12 protein-coding genes are annotated in these 16,840 nt (G+C 69.5%); 5 read left to right on the top strand and 7 right to left on the bottom strand.

The window, feature by feature from the left end:
* The first annotated feature begins 215 nt into the window (after nt 1-215).
* The 3 genes from ACFYQQ_RS14785 (at nt 216) to ACFYQQ_RS14795 (ending at nt 4,575) form a co-directional block, all read left to right on the top strand.
* Nucleotides 216-3,503: an RHS repeat-associated core domain-containing protein gene (locus ACFYQQ_RS14785; protein ID WP_388904785.1), complete on the top strand. Its 3,288-nt coding sequence runs from the start codon at nt 216-218 to the stop codon at nt 3,501-3,503.
* Nucleotides 3,504-3,610: 107 nt separating this feature from the next.
* Entirely contained in the window at nt 3,611-3,808 is a 198-nt protein-coding gene (locus ACFYQQ_RS14790; RefSeq protein WP_355792902.1) for a hypothetical protein, read from the top strand.
* Nucleotides 3,809-4,035: 227 nt separating this feature from the next.
* Complete coding sequence (locus tag ACFYQQ_RS14795) at nt 4,036-4,575, top strand: hypothetical protein (protein ID WP_355792904.1); 540 nt, start codon at nt 4,036-4,038, stop codon at nt 4,573-4,575.
* 1,695 nt (nt 4,576-6,270) lie between these two features.
* Here ACFYQQ_RS14795 and ACFYQQ_RS14800 read toward each other — a convergent pair.
* Together ACFYQQ_RS14800 and ACFYQQ_RS14805 are read right to left on the bottom strand one after the other, a co-directional pair.
* The gene (locus ACFYQQ_RS14800; protein WP_356238468.1) at nt 6,271-7,311 is read right to left on the bottom strand and encodes an NUDIX domain-containing protein; all 1,041 of its coding nucleotides are present in this window, start codon (nt 7,309-7,311) and stop codon (nt 6,271-6,273) included.
* A 149-nt stretch (nt 7,312-7,460) separates the two neighbouring features.
* Entirely contained in the window at nt 7,461-7,655 is a 195-nt protein-coding gene (locus tag ACFYQQ_RS14805) for a hypothetical protein (RefSeq protein ID WP_355785937.1), read from the bottom strand.
* 542 nt (nt 7,656-8,197) lie between these two features.
* Here ACFYQQ_RS14805 and ACFYQQ_RS14810 point away from each other — a divergent pair.
* Nucleotides 8,198-10,192, top strand: coding sequence for an NPCBM/NEW2 domain-containing protein (locus ACFYQQ_RS14810; RefSeq protein WP_388904692.1), 1,995 nt, complete (start codon nt 8,198-8,200; stop codon nt 10,190-10,192).
* 43 nt (nt 10,193-10,235) lie between these two features.
* On the opposite strand, the gene ACFYQQ_RS14815 is transcribed toward ACFYQQ_RS14810, so the two are convergent.
* Nucleotides 10,236-11,186 (bottom strand): ROK family protein, encoded by a 951-nt coding sequence (locus ACFYQQ_RS14815; protein WP_355790316.1) that lies wholly within the window; start codon nt 11,184-11,186, stop codon nt 10,236-10,238.
* 202 nt (nt 11,187-11,388) lie between these two features.
* Here ACFYQQ_RS14815 and ACFYQQ_RS14820 point away from each other — a divergent pair, with 202 nt between their 5' ends.
* Nucleotides 11,389-12,471, top strand: a complete 1,083-nt coding sequence (locus ACFYQQ_RS14820) for a LacI family DNA-binding transcriptional regulator (RefSeq protein ID WP_355790319.1) — start codon at nt 11,389-11,391, stop codon at nt 12,469-12,471.
* A gap of 248 nt (nt 12,472-12,719) precedes the next feature.
* Here the strand turns inward: ACFYQQ_RS14820 and ACFYQQ_RS14825 are convergent, their stop codons facing one another.
* The 4 genes from ACFYQQ_RS14825 to ACFYQQ_RS14840 form a co-directional block, all read right to left on the bottom strand.
* Nucleotides 12,720-14,024 (bottom strand): DUF6986 family protein, encoded by a 1,305-nt coding sequence (locus ACFYQQ_RS14825; RefSeq protein ID WP_355790323.1) that lies wholly within the window; start codon nt 14,022-14,024, stop codon nt 12,720-12,722.
* A gap of 181 nt (nt 14,025-14,205) precedes the next feature.
* On the bottom strand, nt 14,206-15,168 hold the full coding sequence (locus ACFYQQ_RS14830; protein ID WP_355781848.1) for an electron transfer flavoprotein subunit alpha/FixB family protein: 963 nt from the start codon (nt 15,166-15,168) through the stop codon (nt 14,206-14,208).
* 79 nt (nt 15,169-15,247) lie between these two features.
* A complete protein-coding gene (locus ACFYQQ_RS14835; RefSeq protein WP_355781851.1) occupies nt 15,248-16,033 on the bottom strand; it encodes an electron transfer flavoprotein subunit beta/FixA family protein in 786 nt (261 codons plus the stop codon).
* A gap of 233 nt (nt 16,034-16,266) precedes the next feature.
* Entirely contained in the window at nt 16,267-16,776 is a 510-nt protein-coding gene (locus ACFYQQ_RS14840; protein ID WP_355781853.1) for a flavin reductase family protein, read from the bottom strand.
* Nucleotides 16,777-16,840: the final 64 nt, after the last annotated feature.

The following is a 16,840-nucleotide window of genomic DNA, read 5'->3' on the forward strand; positions in this document are numbered from 1 at the left end:
TGAGGAAAGCGATCGGGGGTATGGCTCGAAAATTTGCACGAGTCCTGTGACAGGTTGTGTGTTCCTGGTGACTACCGGGGTTGCCGGGGCTCATTCTCCTGTGGGGGGAAATCGTGCACTCACGTGCCTTTGGCGCGCCCGCTCGGCGTGCCCGCAAGAGAGCAACTCGCTTGTCCATCGCGTCCGTTGTGGTGTCCGGTGTGCTCGCGCTGTCGATGCTGCCGGCCGCCACCGCTTCGGCGGACGACCCTGAGCCGGTCTCCGCCTGGGGCAAGGACGCGCCCCGTTTCACCATGCCGGAGGTGAAGGTCGGTTCCAACGAACCGGTCCCCTCGAAGCCGGAGAAGACGCCTTCGGAGGAGCTTCAGGCCTGGCGTGCGGCGCAGAAGGAACATGCCACCAAGCCCACCGCACCGGGTCAGAAGGGCTCCCGTTCCGCGGCGCGGGATGCCGGCGCTCTGAGCCTGGTGCCGGAGGGCCAGGGGGATGTGCCCTGGCACCGCATCACGGAGTTCGCGATCACCGACGCGCTCGCCGCGCGGATCGACTACTCGACGGGCAACCTGATGCTCGCCGCGACCGACTTCCAGGTCGCCGGCGTGGGCCGGAAACTGACGCTGGCGCGGACCTACAACTCGCTGGACGCCCCCTGGGGCAAGGTGTCCCAGCGGTGGTGGCAGCAGTACGAGCGTTACCTGTCGCTCTCCTCGAGCACCGAGGCCGTCTTCTACGACGCCAGCGGTGCGACGCTGCGGTTCAAGAAGAACACCGACGGCACGTTCGCCACGCCCAAGGGGTACTCGCAGGAGCTGAAGAAGAACAGCGACGGCACCTACACCCTGTCCAACTGGAAGTCCCATTCCAAGGACACCTACGACGCGAACGGAACCCTGACGAAGGTCACCGACCGCAACAAGGGGACCATCACCGTCACCCAGCACGACGAGGGCAGCGAGCACAAGGGCTTCAAGCTCACCGAGACCCGTTCCGGGCGCTGGGTCGACCTGCTGAAGACGGACGCCTCGCAGTGGCAGGCCAAAGACCACACCGGCCGCACCGCCGTCTTCGACCTCGACCCGGCCGGCAACCTCGCCAAGACCACCGACACCGAAGGCAAGTCCACCGTCTTCGGCTACGACTCCTCGCGTCGCATCAACAAGATCACCACCGCCGAGGGCCGTGTCACCGTCTTCGCCTACGACGACGCCAACCGTGTCACCTCGATGCTGCGTGGCACCGGCTTCAACAGCGACGGCCACACCGGCCCGACCTGGACCTACGGCTACGACACCTCCTCGCCGACGGCCGCGGGCATCACCACGGTGACCGACCCCGAGTCGCACGCGACGAAGTACCAGCACGACGGTGACGGCCAGGTCAGCGAGGTGATCGACGCTCTGACGCACAAGCGGTCCACGAAGTTCGACGCGAACCACAACATCGACTCCAGCACCGACGCGATGGGTTCGGGCACCACGCCGGGCAACGTCACCGAGTACGGCTTCAACACCCGCAACAACCTCGAGACGGTGAGCCTGCCCACCGGCGGGGCCACGGTCAACCACTGGCAGACCATCGCCGGCGCCGGTGATGTACCGTCCGACTCCACCAACCCCGACGGTGAGAAGACCGAGTTCAAGTACGACACCGCCGGCAACACCATGTCGGTGGCGCAGACCGGGACCGGCGGCGGCAACGTCTCCTACACCTACAACTCTTCCAGTCCGACGTGCGGCGGCTTCGAGGGCCAGCGCTGCACCGAGAAGACGAAGATGACCTCGACGAAGACGGTCACCACCGCCTTCCACTACGACACCAAGGGCAACCTCGACACCGTCACCCCGCCCGCACCGCTTGCCAAGACCACGTACACCTACGACGCGCTGGGCCGCACCGAGACGATGACGGACGGCCGTGGCATCAAGACCGTGTACGAGTACGACGAGCGCGACCGCATCAAGACGGTGTCCTCCACCAACGACACCGTCCGCTACTGGTACGACGGCGACGGCAACCTCAGCCAGCGCAGCGACGGCACGGGCACCATCACCTACAAGTTCGACCCGCTGCAGCGCGAGACGATCCGCACCCTTCAGGACGGCTCGCAGACCTTGCTGGCCTACACGCCGGCGGGCAACGTCGACTACTACAAGGACCCCGTCGGCACGACCGACTACACCTGGAACAAGGTCAACAAGCTTGAGCAGCTGAAGGACCCCCAGGGCCGGATCACGACGTACAAGTACAACAGCAACGACTTCCGCACCACCACCACCTATCCAGGTGGCACGGTGCAGGAGGTCAAGCCAGACAAGAGCAGCCGCCCCGAGTCCATCAAGGCCACCTCGCCCCAGGGCACGTTGGTCAACCTCTCCTACACCTACGGCTACGGCACGAACGCCTCGACGGACGGCAGCAAGATCCGCACCAGCACGGACAGCGTCTCCGGGCTGAAGCGGACCTACAGCTACGACGGCGCGGGCCGCTTCTCCTACGCCAAGGAAGAGAAGGCGGGCGCGATCGCCGACTCCTGGCAGTACTGCTACGACCTGGCCGGCAACCTCACCAGCCAGGGCGCCGACCCGGGCTGCCCGCGCGGCACCACCTACACCTACAACGACGCCCAGCAGTTGACGAACAAGTCTTCTACGACCGGGACTTGGTCCTACGACGCCATCGGCAACGAGACCGCAGCCGCCTCCACCGACGACTACATCCGCACCGGCGAGAAGTGGTCGGACTACTCGCAGATGACGTCGATCACCGTCAACTCCAAGACCTACGCGGGCCAGTACGGCTCCACCGACCAGAGCGAGCGCATCAAGCTCGGCGACACGTTCTTCCACAACGGCCCGCTCGGGCTGTCCGCCAAGACCACCGCGGGCGTGGACATGGGATTCAACCGGGAACCCGGGGGCACCTTGAACTCCATGACGACCGGGGGCAAGGCGTACTACTACCTCACCGACGCGATCGGCAGCGTCATCGCCCTCACCGACGAGGACGGCAACAAGGTCGACTCCTACACCTACAGCCCCCGCGGCGTACGCATCCTGGCCCAGTCCACCGAACCGGTCGCCCAGCCCTACCGCTTCGCCGGCGGCTACCAGGACCCCACCGGCCTCTACCACCTCAAGGCCCGCTACTACGACGCCAACATCGGCCGCTTCACCCAACCCGACCCCTCCGGCCAGGAACAGAACCCGTACCTGTACGCCGAAGGCGACCCGGTCAACCGCATCGACCCCAATGGACTGCTCAGCTTCGGCGATGTCGCCGACTGGTTGGACAGCTCTAATGACTGGGTGGGAGCCGCAGTCGGATGTGTCGCCGGTATCGAGGCAGCGGCAGAAACCGGGACTATAAGTTACGCCTCAGCAGTCGGCGGCGTGGTCGGTGCCGGCGTCGGCAGTGCTGTGGGTGCCGGAGTCGCCGTGGCGACAGGCTGCGCGGTCGGAGCGGTAGCCGGCTACTACAACTCTGACCTCCTCACATACGGGTAGAGCCGTTGGCGTGACTCGACGTCTGGGCCGGTCCCCCGGCCCAGACGTTTCGGAAGGCAGCAAGCACCGGAATCGGAAGAATGCACAGTCGGGGTAAGAGGAGACTCATGATTACGGAAGCGATTCGGAAAACGCTGATCTTCTCTGCTATTGCGATAGTGGCGGGCGTGTGCGGATGTATCGCTGGTACCGCAACTGGCGACAAACCGCCCATTTTCTTCGGGGCGGTTGCGATTGCGGGCGGAATAATCTTGGCCGTCATGGCCGTACTGGCCAAACGTAAGCAATCGCTGAAACCGGAGTGAGTCGGCGAGGCCTGGTCCGTCTGGTGTACCTGCGCCGGTACCACACTCGCCATGTGGGTCAATGGATCTCTTCGCGTACGGAAGTGACCTACGCCGCCTTCCTGGACGGCTGGGGCGTCGCGAGTGGAGAGCGCCGACCTTTGCCCGCCGCGTGCAGTCGCTCCCAGTCGCCCGCTGCGTGGGCGGGGACGATCGCGTCGACGGCGCCGGCCCGGTTCCGTGTTGAAGTGGACTGCATCGATGGCGGGGAGCGGACCCAGCCCAGCCGCACCACGTCGTCGCAGTCCGCACGGCTGCCGCACGCAGGCGGCCTGTTCAGGCTCGAGCAGATTGTCGACGGCGACCACGACATAGAGCCCCCCCGGCGGTGTACGCATCCTGGCCCAGTACAGCGAACCGGTTGCTCAGCCCTCAAAGGCGACCCCGTCAACCGCACCGACCCCAACAGCACCGTCAGCCTCGGCACGGTGCTCGACGCTGTCGGCAAGGGCGGAGATGCCATCGCTGCCGGCCCGTTCGTCGGACAGTTGATAACCGGTGACTACAAGGCAGCGACTGGAACGGCGATCAGCTTCGCGGCCGACAAGGCATTCGCCGCCGGATGCACGTACCTGACCGGCGGGGCTGGAGCAATCCCCTGCGCAGTCGGTGGGATGGCAGTAGGGAAGGCTACCGAAGCGGCGTACAACGACACGCTCTGCCTGCGACGAAGGAGACATCATGCAATCAACAGCAGAATCGACTGTAATCGCCTACAAGGGACTTGATGGCGTCCCTCTCTGGCTGGTATTCGGAATCGCCATCCTTGCCTTCATCGCCTTGGCCGTCGCCCAGGCTCGCAAGAGGAAGTAGCAGCAGCTGGATCCTTACGGGGTTCTGCCCGATACCGTCTCCGGTTACGTCGACACTTTTCTCCATGGCTCCGCTCGGGGAACCGAGGTGACTGAGCGCCTATACGTAAAGGCTGTGAGGTGCCGCAGGCTACTACGAAGGGGAATCCTCACCTATGGGTAACGCGTGAAGAGCAGCTCACTCGGGAGTCTAGGGCTCTAGCTCACAGTTGGGTCGAGAATTCATTCTCGACCCAACCAGCTTTTCCTACGGAATGCATCCGAAAAGGTTCGCAGAGTGAAACAATAAGAAAAGTGCGGACCTTTACGCAGTTTCGACCGCGGGAGGGATATAAGCATTCATTATGAGAAAGTTACTGACGATGCTGTACCGCTTGCACTCGCTGTGATCGTTCTGGGGTCGGATACGGCGCCGGCGAACTGGGCGAGAAGGCCGCAACCAGCGTCCTGAACTAGACACCGCTAAGCAGCAGCCAGCAGACAGGAGAGCCACATGCCACACGTTCAGCTTCTGGCCAAGGGTGCCGGGGAGGGTACTCCGCCCTTCTGGATCATCGCTGTCGCTCTAGTCGCTATCGTCGGTGTGGCGTTCTTGGTGGGCAAGGCCCGCAAGCGATAGCAGCATTCAGGGAACGCGAGAAGGCCTGGCCTCTCGTCCGGTTGGCCTGTGCCAGAAATTTCCCGGGCGGCAGCCCGTTTAAAGGCACCGCCTTCACTGCTGTGATGCTTGCCATCTTCATCATCCTGGCCATGGTTCTGGCTGTGCGCAGCAGAAAGAACAAATATCACGAGTAGGCACCTCGGATCTCGGACCGTCGGCTGTCCCGCCCCATCAGGGGTAGGGGGTTCGACCGGGAACCCGAGGCACCTTGCGCTTTGACGGCGCTGGCAGTGCCGGTCTTGCACCTCAGCGCTGAGCTCCCACCGCTGGCGGGTCAGCTGTGCGTCAGGGCGAAGACCCCGATGCGCCAAGCTCTGAGCCTGCCGAGCGAGTTGGATCCGAGACCCTGGGTCTGCCTGCGACGGACAAGGCATCGCGCAAGCAAGCGCAGAGTCGACCGTCCTGGCCTGCAACGCGCTTGACGGCGCCCCTCGCTGGAGATGCTGGACTGGCGGAACCGCAAGGTCTTCCCGACCGCACAGACTTGCTGGCACCTGCAACAGCCGGGAGGGGGAGGCAGCAGCCCAGCCCCACCCCTGGACAGCGGCTCAAGTGCAGCTCGCTTCGCTCGCCCTGAGAAGTCGATTCCTGTCGAACGGCGGCCGGTTTGAGGGAGCGGTCGGCGTGAACGGTGCGGGCGCCGCTTCGGCACCGGACGCGGTGTGTCAAAGGTGACGCGCTTCACCGGTTCCTGCCAGCCAGGAGGTGGGGTGGACGCGGGACCCAGACCGCCGAGCTCAGCGTCTGTTGCCGACTCACCCGGCCACGCCGACGTCCGGGCAGAGGGCGACGAGTACATCGTCTACGGCGAAGAACAGGTCACGCTCTCGTTCATCTTCGGACGGACGGTGGCAAGGGCACGCCCGTACGGCCCCGAACGCCGGACCAGTACCGCCGCTACGGCCCACGGCGGCCGGACCGGGAACGTCCGACCGCCCCTCGCCCCGCGGTCACCCCACGGGAACCCCGGCCTCCAGATACAGCGCCGCCTGCCGTTCACGGGCCCGCAGCGCCCAGCGCAGGCGCTCGTAGCGCACCGGTGGCAGCAGGGTGGCGGCCTCCTTCTCGGTGACGAAGCGCCAGTCGCGCAGCTCCGGGCCGGGGAGCAGGAGCCGGCCGGCCTCGGAGGCGGGCAGGCGTCCGCCGTCGAAGAGGAGGCGCAGGCCCCCGTAGCCGGGCGGTGCGGGTGGCTCCCAGTCGACGACGAGGAGCCGGGGCACCTCGTCGAGGGTGAGGCCGGTCTCCTCGGTGACCTCGCGCATGCCCGCGCGCGCGGGCGCCTCGCCGGGTTCCACGACGCCTCCCGGGAACTCCCAGCCGGGCTTGTACGTCGGGTCGACGAGCAGGACCCGGTCCTGTTCGTCGAAGAGGAGCACCCCGGCGGCGAGCGTCTCGGCGGTCGGCTCGGGCGTCTGCACGATGTCGCTCACGGCCGCGTCCCCGCTGCGGACGGCCTCGGCGACGCGCAGCGCGGCCTCGTGCGGGCTGAGGACGCTGGTGTCCACGGGATGCGCGTCGGCGGTGAGCCACGAGGCGAGCGCGGCACGGTAGGGCTCGATGTGGTCGTAGGCCCACTGGCGCACCCGCAACTCGCCGTCGGGGAGGTCGGGTGGCACCTCGCGCCCGGCTATTCGCTCCCGCAGGATCGTTTCCGCCGGGGCCAGGAGCACATGCCGTACGGAGATCCGGCGCGAGGCGAGGCCACCGAAGATCTCGTCACGGTACTCCTGGCGCAGCAGGGTCATCGGGACCACCAGGACGCCGCCGAGCTCGGCGAACATGGCGGCCGCGGTGTCGACCACGAGGCGTCGCCAGATCGGCAGGTCCTGGAAGTCGCCGACCTCGGCGAGGCGCTTGGCCGGCAGCAGGTGCGTGAGTGCGCCGCCGATGACCTCGGGGTCGAAGAGCGTGCTGTTCGGGATCAGGTCGATCAGTTCCCGTGCGGTCGTCGTCTTCCCCGCACCGAACGCACCGTTGATCCAGACGATCACGGTTCCCCCTCTTCTGTTGGCCCCCTGAGGCTTGCCCGTTCCACCCTGCCACGGAAACCAGGTGCTGTTGAGGTGAGCCTCCCCGAAGGGCGACATGCGGCGGCGCCGGCCCCCTGTCCCACGGGTACCGGCGCCGCGCAAGTCTCTCGTCAGCCGTCCTGGTCGAGGACGCCCTCCTCCATCGCCAGGCTGTCGTTGCTGATCGTGTGGTCCAGGTCGCTGACGGTGCTGTCGAGGTTCAGGTCGCCGAGCGGGTCCCCCGCGAGAGCGTGGGACGGGGTGACCGCCGCGACGACGAATCCGGCGGCGAGGGAGGCAACGGCGAGCATGCTTCGCTTCTTCATGCCCGGATCAACTACGAATCCCGCCTCTGGTCACGGGTAGCGCTCACGCCGACCGCACGGCCGTCCGGCTTCGCGCGGTCCGGACCGCGCAGGTCGGCCGACGGCAGCATGCCCCGCTCTTCCGGTGCTGTCCCTGACGGGGCGGAAGAGCGGGGCACAGCAGTAACCCGACTTGTTCGTAGTTACAGTGCCGCCAGCGTAGCGACGGGCACTGACAATCGGGGTCCGCGCCCGGACCTCCGATGTCCTGCTCCGGCCGACAGGGGCACCGGGACCCCGCCTGAGGCACGAGCGACGACGCGCCGCCCCTCGGCCCATCCAACACAACCGAACGCCGAGGGAGGGCCTCGCAGCCATGCGACGGCGCCGGAAGGCGAACTGACGAGGTATCGCACAAGTCCGGCCCCTCCCCTTCCAACAGAGTCCGACAGGTCCTACCGTAAACGCGCACGGTTGACGCGAGCATGCAGACACCCCATCTCTCGCGAGTTTCGGAGGACGTAACGATGCGTCACCTTCACCCCCACACAACCCGCAGAAGAATGGTCGGAGCAGTCGCAGCGGGCCTGCTGTGCGCGACCGGGCTCGTGGCACCGACGGCCCTGGCCGCCCCAGCCCCCGCTCCCGAGCCGGGCGCACCCGCCCTGGCCGACGGTCTCGCCCTCACCCCTCCGATGGGCTTCAACAACTGGAACTCCACGGGCTGCCGTTCGGAGTTCAACGAGGACATGGTCAAGGGGATCGCGGACATCTTCGTGGCCAAGGGCCTCAAGGACGCGGGGTACCGGTACGTCAACCTGGACGACTGCTGGGCCCTGCCGACGCGGGACGCGGACGGCAAGCTGGTGCCGGATCCCGCGCGATTCCCCAACGGGGTCAAGGCAGTTGCCGACTACGTCCACTCCAAGGGCCTCAAGCTCGGCATCTACACCAGTGCGGGCACGAGGACATGCAGCAACGTCGGGTTCCCCGGAGCGCTCGGCCACGAGTACAGCGACGCACGGCAGTTCGCGGACTGGGGTGTCGACTACCTCAAGTACGACAACTGCAACAACCAGGGCGTGGACGCGAAGACGCGCTACACGACGATGCGTGACGCGCTCAAGGCGACCGGGCGGCCCATCGTCTACAGCATCTGCGAATGGGGTGAGAACAAACCCTGGGAGTGGGCCTCCGATGTCGGGCATCTGTGGCGCACTACGGGGGACATCAGTGACAACTGGGGGTCGATGCTGTCGATCCTCAAGCAGAACCTGCCCCTCGCCCCGCACGCCGGACCGGGGCACTGGAACGACCCGGACATGCTCGAGGTCGGCAACGGCGGCATGACCGACACCGAGTACCGCTCGCACTTCTCGATGTGGTCGGTCATGGCCGCACCGCTGCTCATCGGTTCGGACCTGCGCACGGCGTCCGACGCGACCTTCGGCATCCTCGGCAACAAGGAGGTCATCGCCGTCGACCAGGACCCCCTGGGCAAGCAGGGCACGGTGCTGTCCTCCACCGGCGGACGCTGGGTCGTCGGGAAGGAGATGAAGGACGGCAGCCGCGCGGTGGCGCTGTTCAACGAGACCGGCAGCGCCCAGCGGATCAGCACGACCGCGCGGGCCGTGGGTCTGCCCGAGGCCGACGCCTACACCCTGCGCGATCTGTGGCAGCACAGGAGCTACAACACCGCGGGCACGATCTCCGCCACCGTCCCCGCGCACGGGACGGTGCTCGTGCGGGTCTCGGCCGACGCCGACTGGTCCGCGTACCCGCCCGCCGCCGAACTCGGCCTCAGCGGCAGCCCGTTGGTGCAGGCGGGCCGCACCGCCACCCTGTCCTCGGTGTTCACCGACCTCGGCCGCACACCGGCCCGGCAGGTCTCCGTGTCCCTCGCAGCGCCTACCGGCTGGCGGGTGAAGGCGACCTCGCCGGCCACCGCGGGCTCGGTCTCCACCGGCCGGTCCCTGCGCACGGCATGGGAGGTCACCGCGCCAGCCGGCACGCCCACGGGCTCGTACGGCCTGACGCTCAAGGCCGTCTACCGCTCCCCGGCCGGGGCCCGCGCCGAGACGGTGGTGCCGCTGACGGCGTCCGTCGTCGTCGCCCCTCCGGCCGGGGTCTCCCAACTCGGCGACCTGCCCTGGATGTCGACGGCCAACGGGTGGGGGCCGGTCGAGCGCAACACGAGCAACGGCGAGAGCGCCGCGGGCGACGGGCATCCGCTCACGATCGGCGGCGTCGTGTACGCCAAGGGGCTCGGCGTGCACGCGGACAGCGCCGTCGAGTACTACACCGGCAAGGCGTGCGAGCGGGTCACCGCCGACGTGGGCGTGGACGACGAGAAGAGCAGCAACGGCTCGGTCGCCTTCGAGATCTGGGCGGACGGCACGAAGGTCGCCTCGACCGGCGTGCTGACCACGGCGATGCCCGCGCAGTCGGTCTCGGCCGACGTGAGCGGCGCCGAGGTCGTCCGGCTGGTCGTCACCGACGGCGGCGACGGCATCGACTCCGACCACGCGGACTGGGCGGACGCCGAACTCACCTGCTGAGAGCGGCGCTCCGGGTCCTGGCCCTGCCTGGACCCGGGGCCCCTCACACCCCGGCGGTCGTGCTCGGCTTCCCGTCGAGCGCGGCCGCCGCCGCACCGACCAGGCCGGCGTCCGTCCCCATCAGCGCGGGGGTCACGGTCAGGCGCTCCACGAACGACAGCGTCGCGTAGGTGCCGAGTGCCTTGCGCAGCGGGGTGAAGAGGACGTCCCCGGCCTTGCCCACTCCCCCGCCGATGACGGCGACGTCGATCTCCACGAGGGTCGCGGTCGCCGCGATGCCGGCGGCGAGAGCCTGCGCGGCGCGCTCGAAGGAGGCCACGGCCACCGGGTCCCCGGCTCGCGCCGCGGCGGCCACCGCGGCCGCGGAGGTGTCGCCGTCGGGCCCCGGCCGCCAGCCGCCCTCGATCGCGCGCCGGGCGATGTTCGGACCGCTCGCGATGCGCTCGACGCAGCCCCGGGAGCCGCACGGGCAGGGGTCGCCGTCGAGGTCCACGCTGATGTGCCCGATGTGACCGGCGTTGCCGGTCGGGCCCGGGTGCAGCCGGCCGTTCAGGACCAGGCCGCCGCCGACGCCGGTCGACACGACCATGCACAGCGCGTTGTCGTGACCGCGGGCGGCGCCCTGCCAGTGCTCGGCCGCGGTGATCGCCACCCCGTCGCCGATCAGCTCGACGGGCAGGCCCGCCGTGGCCGTACGGACCCGCTCCACCAGCGGGAAGTCGCGCCAACCCGGCACGTTCACGGGACTCACCGTGCCGGCGGAGGCGTCCACCGGGCCCGCGCTGCCGATGCCGACCGCACGGGCCCGGCTCCACAGCGGGGAGAGCGTCAGCTCGCCGACGACGTCCTCGACGGCCCGCATCACGGTGTCGCCGTCCTCCCGCGCGGGCGTGGCGCGCTGTGCGCGCACGAGGATCCGGCCGTCGCCGTCCACCAGCGCTCCGGCGATCTTGGTGCCGCCGATGTCGAGCGCGGCCACGAGGTCGGTGTGCATCTGAGTCAGGTCTCCCGCTGCTGTGTCGTGCCGGTCCCGGTGCCCGGCGGCTGCCGTGGCGGGCCCGGATCCCCGGCCGAAGGCTGGCAGGACGACGCTCCCCTGGTGGGAAGCTGGACCGGAGATTGCGGTCGACAGTGTCTCCCGCATCTGACAACGTTGTCCAGGCTCTATGCTCGACGCCACATCCTCATACAACCCCATGGACCTACGCATCCCCGTGGACGACAGGACAGGACAGCACATCGTGGCCGAGACCGCCCGCCGCTCCGAGACCCGCTACGGCAATCGTCCCACCATGAAGGACGTGGCGGCGCGTGCCGGTGTGGGGCTCAAGACGGTCTCCCGCGTGGTCAACGGCGAGCCGGGAGTCACCCCGGACACCGAGCGCCGTGTCCAGGAGGCCATCGAGGCGCTGGGCTTCCGTCGCAACGACAGCGCGCGGGTGCTGCGTAAGGGGCGCACCGCGAGCATCGGTCTCGTCCTGGAGGACCTCGCCGACCCGTTCTACGGCCCGCTGAGCCGCGCGGTCGAGGAGGTCGCCCGTGCGCACGGCGCCCTGCTCATCAACGGGTCGAGCGCGGAGGACCCGGAGCGCGAGCAGGAGCTGGTGCTCGCCCTGTGCGCCCGCCGGGTGGACGGACTGGTCGTCATCCCGGCCGGCGACGACCACCGGTATCTGGAGCCCGAGATCAAGGCGGGCGTCGCCACGGTCTTCGTGGACCGGCCGGCGGGCCGGATCGACGCCGACGTCGTGCTGTCGGACAGCTTCGGCGGGGCGCGTGACGGCGTCGCCCACCTCATCGCCCACGGCCACCGGCGGATCGGCTTCATCGGTGACATGCCCCGCATCCACACCGCCGCCGAGCGACTGCGCGGCTACCGCACCGCGATGGAGGAGGCCGGCATACCGGTGGAGGACGCCTGGATGTCCCTCGGCGTCACCGACCCCGAGCGGGTGCGGCGCGCGGCCGAGGACATGCTGTCCGGCTCCTCCCCCGTCACCGCGGTCTTCGCGGGCAACAACCGCGTGACCGTCACCGTCGTGCGTGTCATCGCCGAACGCGGCCGGCCCGTCGCCCTCGTCGGCTTCGACGACATCGAGCTCGCCGACCTTCTCCAGCCCGGCGTGACGGTCGTCGCGCAGGACGCCGCCGCCCTCGGCCGCACCGCCGCCGAGCGCCTCTTCCGCCAGCTGGACGGGAACCTCGTCACTCCCGAGCGCATCGAGCTGCCCACCCGGCTGATCACCCGGGGCTCGGGCGAACTGCCGCCGTCCGCCTGACGGTTGGGGGGCGCGCAGCGCCGCAGACCCCGGCCGGGGCCGGCCCCCGGAGTCCCCGGAGCGGCGCGCCGGTCCCGCCTCGACGTCCACGCCGCTGTCGTCCCCCCGATGGCGACGACCAGCCACCCGTCCACCCGCCCGAGGGCGCGCGGCGCTCAGCCGCCCGACGTGGGCGGTTCCGCGGCAGGCGGCCGCGCGCCCGCTGCCGCCGCGCGGACGCACCGGCCGCACTCGCGCCGTACGGCCGCCTACTTGGCGGAGGCCGTCAGGTCGCCCCGGCGCGGTGTCGCGAAGGCCTCCAGGTCGGCGCGTGTGAGACCGCTGAGGCGGGCCACCTCGGCGACGTCGAGGGCGCCGCAGTCGAGGCCGCGCAGCAGGTATCCGCTGAGCGCCTTCGCGGTGGCGGGCTCGTCCATGACGTCGCCGCCCGCCTGGTTGGCGTAGCGGGAGAGGCGGGCGGCGGCCTGCTCGAAGCCCTCGCGGTAGAAGGCGAACACGGCCGCGTACCGGGTCGGGATGTGCCCGGGGTGCATGTCCCAGCCCTGGTAGTAGGCGCGGGCGAGGGCGCGGCGGGTGAGGCCGTAGTGCAGGCGCCAGGCGTCGTGGACCTTCGCGGTCGGTCCGACGGGCAGGACGTTCGTGGAGCCGTCCGAGACGCGTACGCCGGTGCCCGCGGCGGCGACCTGCATGACCGCCTTGGCGTGGTCGGCGGCCGGGTGGTCGCTGGCCTGGTAGGCGGCGCTGACGCCGAGGCAGGCGCTGTAGTCGAAGGTGCCGTAGTGCAGCCCCGTGGCGCGGCCCTCGGCGGCCTGGATCATGCGCGCGACGGTGGCGGTGCCGTCGGTGGCGAGGATGGACTGGCTGGTCTCGATCTGGATCTCGAAGCCGATCCGTCCGGCCTCCAGGCCGCGCGCCTTCTCGAACTCCTCCAGGAGCCGGACCATCGCGGTGACCTGTTCCGGGTAGGTCACCTTGGGCAGTGTCAGGACGAGCCCGTCGGGCAGCCCGCCGGCCTCCATCAGGCCGGTCAGGAAGATGTCGAGCGTGCGGATGCCTCGGTCGCGGACCTGGGCCTCCATGCACTTCATGCGGATGCCCATGTACGGGGCGGCCGTGCCGTTCTCGTACGCCTCGGCGATCAGCCGGGCGGCGCGCGCGGCGCTCTCGTCCTCCTCGGCGTCGGGGCGCGGGCCGTAGCCGTCCTCGAAGTCGACGCGCAGGTCCTCCACGGGTTCGCGCTCCAGCTTGGCCCGTACGCGGCCGTACACGGGCTCGGCCAGGTCGTCGGAGAGGCCGAGGACCCGCGCGAAGGAGGCGGCGTCCGGGGCGTGTTCGTCGAGGGCCGCGAGGGCGCGGTCGCCCCAGCTGCGGAGGGTGTCGGCGGCGAAGGCGTCACCGGGGACGTAGACGGTGTGGACGGGCTGGCGGGTGCCGGGGTCTCCCGGGTAGCGGCGCTCCAGCTCCGCGTCGACCGGGGCGAGTGAGGCGCTGATCTCCTCGCTGACGGCGCCCGCGAGGCTCGTCGCCACCTTCTCCTGCTGACCCTGACCCATCCCACACCCTCCTGTTTTCCGCTACACGGAATCAACAATCCGTATAGCGAAGTTAATAGGCGGCCTCGATCTGCGTCAATGGTCACCCGGAACCGGTCGGGGCCGCGCGGTGAAGATCACCACGCGGCCCCGGCGGAAGGTGGGAGGCGCGGCCCTCGCGGGCCCGGCTCCCGGAGAAGGATCAGCCCTTGCGGGTGTTGATCTCCTCGGTGAGCTGGGGGACGACGTCGAAGAGGTCGCCGACCACGCCGTAGTCGACCAGGTCGAAGATCGGGGCCTCGGCGTCCTTGTTGATGGCCACGATGGTCTTCGAGGTCTGCATGCCGGCGCGGTGCTGGATCGCGCCGGAGATGCCGGAGGCGATGTACAGCTGCGGCGACACGGACTTGCCGGTCTGGCCCACCTGGTTGGAGTGCGGGTACCAGCCGGCGTCGACCGCGGCGCGGGAGGCGCCCACGGCCGCGCCGAGGGAGTCGGCGAGGGTCTCGATGATCGAGAAGTTCTCGGCGCCGTTGACGCCGCGGCCGCCGGAGACCACGATCGCGGCCTCGGTCAGCTCGGGGCGGCCGGTCGACTCGCGCGGGGTGCGCGAGGTGACCTTGGTGCCGGTGGCCTTCTCGGAGAAGGAGACCGTGAGGGCCTCGACGGTGCCCGCGGCCGGGGCGGCCTCCACGGGAGCCGAGTTCGGCTTGACCGTGATGACCGGAGTGCCCTTGGAGACACGGGACTTGGTGGTGAAGGAGGCGGCGAACGCGGACTGCGTGGCCACCGGGCCCTCGTCGCCGGCCTCGAGGTCGACGGCGTCGGTGATGATGCCGGAGCCGATGCGGACCGCGAGACGGGCCGCGATCTCCTTGGCCTCGGCGGAGGAGGGCAGCAGCACGGCGGCCGGGGAGACGGCCTCGTAGGCGGCCTGCAGCGCGTCCACCTTCGGGACGACCAGGTAGTCGGCGAACTCGGAGGCGTCGGCGGTGAGGACCTTGACCGCGCCGTGCTCGGCGAGGGCGGCGGCGGTGTTTTCGGCACCGGTGCCGAGGGCGACGGCGACGGGCTCGCCGATGCGGCGGGCCAGCGTCAGCAGCTCCAGGGTGGGCTTGCGGACGGCGCCGTCCACGTGGTCGACGTAGACGAGAACTTCAGCCATGGGACTTCTTCTCTCCTGCTTACGAAGTGTGAGGGGGCGGTGGGGTGCGGCGGACCGGACCCCGGGCGAATCTGGCGGGCTAGATGAACTTCTGGCCCGCGAGGAACTCGGCCAGCTGCTTGCCGCCCTCGCCCTCGTCCTTGACGATCGTGCCGGCGGTGCGCGCCGGACGCTCGGCAGCGGAGTCGACCTTGGTCCAGGAACCCTCGAGACCGACCTCGTCGGCCTCGATCTCCAGGTCCTCCAGGTCCCAGGACTCCACCGGCTTCTTCTTGGCGGCCATGATGCCCTTGAAGGAGGGGTAGCGCGCCTCACCCGACTGGTCGGTGACCGACACGACCGCGGGGAGCGAGGCCTCCAGCTGCTCGGAGGCGGCGTCGCCGTCACGGCGGCCCTTCACGACGCCGTCCTCGACGGAGACCTCGGACAGCAGCGTGACCTGCGGGACGCCCAGGCGCTCGGCGAGCAGCGCGGGGACCACGCCCATCGTGCCGTCGGTGGAGGCCATGCCGGAGACCACGAGGTCGAAGCCGGCCTTCTCGATCGCCTTCGCCAGCACCAGCGAGGTGGCGATGGCGTCGGTGCCGTGCAGGTCGTCGTCCTCGACGTGGATGGCCTTGTCGGCGCCCATCGACAGCGCCTTGCGCAGCGCGTCCTTGGCGTCCTCGGGGCCGATGGTCAGCACGGTGATCTCGGCGTCGTCGGCGTTCTCGGCGATCTGCAGCGCCTGCTCCACCGCGTACTCGTCGAGCTCCGAGAGCAGACCGTCCACGTCGTCGCGGTCCACCGTCAGGTCATCGGAGAAGTGCCGGTCGCCAGTGGCGTCGGGCACGTACTTCACAGTGACAACGATCCTCAAGCTCACGCCGGCTCTCCTACTGCATCGTCATTTCTGGGCTGCCTTCTTGCAGGCAGCATAGGCGCCTGAAGCGGCCGATCCCGGTCGGGGCGACCCGCGCTCCGAACGAAATATTACTCGTCAGTACACCTATCGCATGCCCACTAAGCAAGCGCTTTGAACTGTGACCTTGACAACGCTGCGTAATCAACCGCGGCGCCTGTGGCATCGGCCACACATCCCGTCCCGGCGGGCGTCCGTCAGTCGCGCAGACCGTGGAAACGCCCCTGGTGGTAGAGCAGGGGACGGCCCGCTCCCGAGGGGTCACCGAGGGAGACCTCGGCGAGGACGATGCGGTGGTCCCCGGCCGGCACGCGCGCGACGACCCGGCAGACCAGCCAGGCCAGCACGCCGTCGAGCAGCGGCACGCCCTCGGGTCCCTCGCGCCAGCGGGTGGGCGCCCCGAAGCGGTCGGCGCCGCTGCGGGCGAAGGTGCCCGCCAGGTCCCGCTGGTGCTCGCCGAGTATGTGGACGCCGACGTGGTCCGCCTCGGACACGGCCGGCCAGCTTGAGGCGCGGGTGCCGATGCCGAAGGAGACGAGCGGGGGCTCGGCGGAGACGGAGGTGAGCGAGGTGGCCGTGAACCCGACAGGGCCGCTGTCGCCCCGGGCGGTGATCACGGCGACTCCCGCCGCGTGCTGCCGGAAGACGGAGCGCAGGAGGTCGGGAGAGGCGAGCTGGGCGGTGCCGAGACCGGGCGTGGCCGTCATCGAGTTGTCCTTCTTCGCGAGGTGACGTGGCGGTCCCCCCGCTGCGGCGAGGCCGTGGTCGGGG

This window comes from Streptomyces sp. NPDC005496 (genome assembly GCF_042872045.1).
Taxonomy (GTDB): Bacteria; Actinomycetota; Actinomycetes; order Streptomycetales; family Streptomycetaceae; genus Streptomyces.

Coding starts and splice junctions, on each gene's coding strand:
- ACFYQQ_RS14785 (WP_388904785.1), top strand. CDS start 216: ATGCTGCCGGCCGCCACCGCTTCGGCGGACGACCCTGAGCCGGTCTCC.
- ACFYQQ_RS14790 (WP_355792902.1), top strand. CDS start 3,611: ATGATTACGGAAGCGATTCGGAAAACGCTGATCTTCTCTGCTATTGCG.
- ACFYQQ_RS14805 (WP_355785937.1), bottom strand. CDS start 7,655: ATGAAGAAGCGAAGCATGCTCGCCGTTGCCTCCCTCGCCGCCGGATTC.
- ACFYQQ_RS14810 (WP_388904692.1), top strand. CDS start 8,198: ATGGTCGGAGCAGTCGCAGCGGGCCTGCTGTGCGCGACCGGGCTCGTG.
- ACFYQQ_RS14815 (WP_355790316.1), bottom strand. CDS start 11,186: ATGCACACCGACCTCGTGGCCGCGCTCGACATCGGCGGCACCAAGATC.
- ACFYQQ_RS14820 (WP_355790319.1), top strand. CDS start 11,389: ATGGACCTACGCATCCCCGTGGACGACAGGACAGGACAGCACATCGTG.
- ACFYQQ_RS14825 (WP_355790323.1), bottom strand. CDS start 14,024: ATGGGTCAGGGTCAGCAGGAGAAGGTGGCGACGAGCCTCGCGGGCGCC.
- ACFYQQ_RS14830 (WP_355781848.1), bottom strand. CDS start 15,168: ATGGCTGAAGTTCTCGTCTACGTCGACCACGTGGACGGCGCCGTCCGC.
- ACFYQQ_RS14840 (WP_355781853.1), bottom strand. CDS start 16,776: ATGACGGCCACGCCCGGTCTCGGCACCGCCCAGCTCGCCTCTCCCGAC.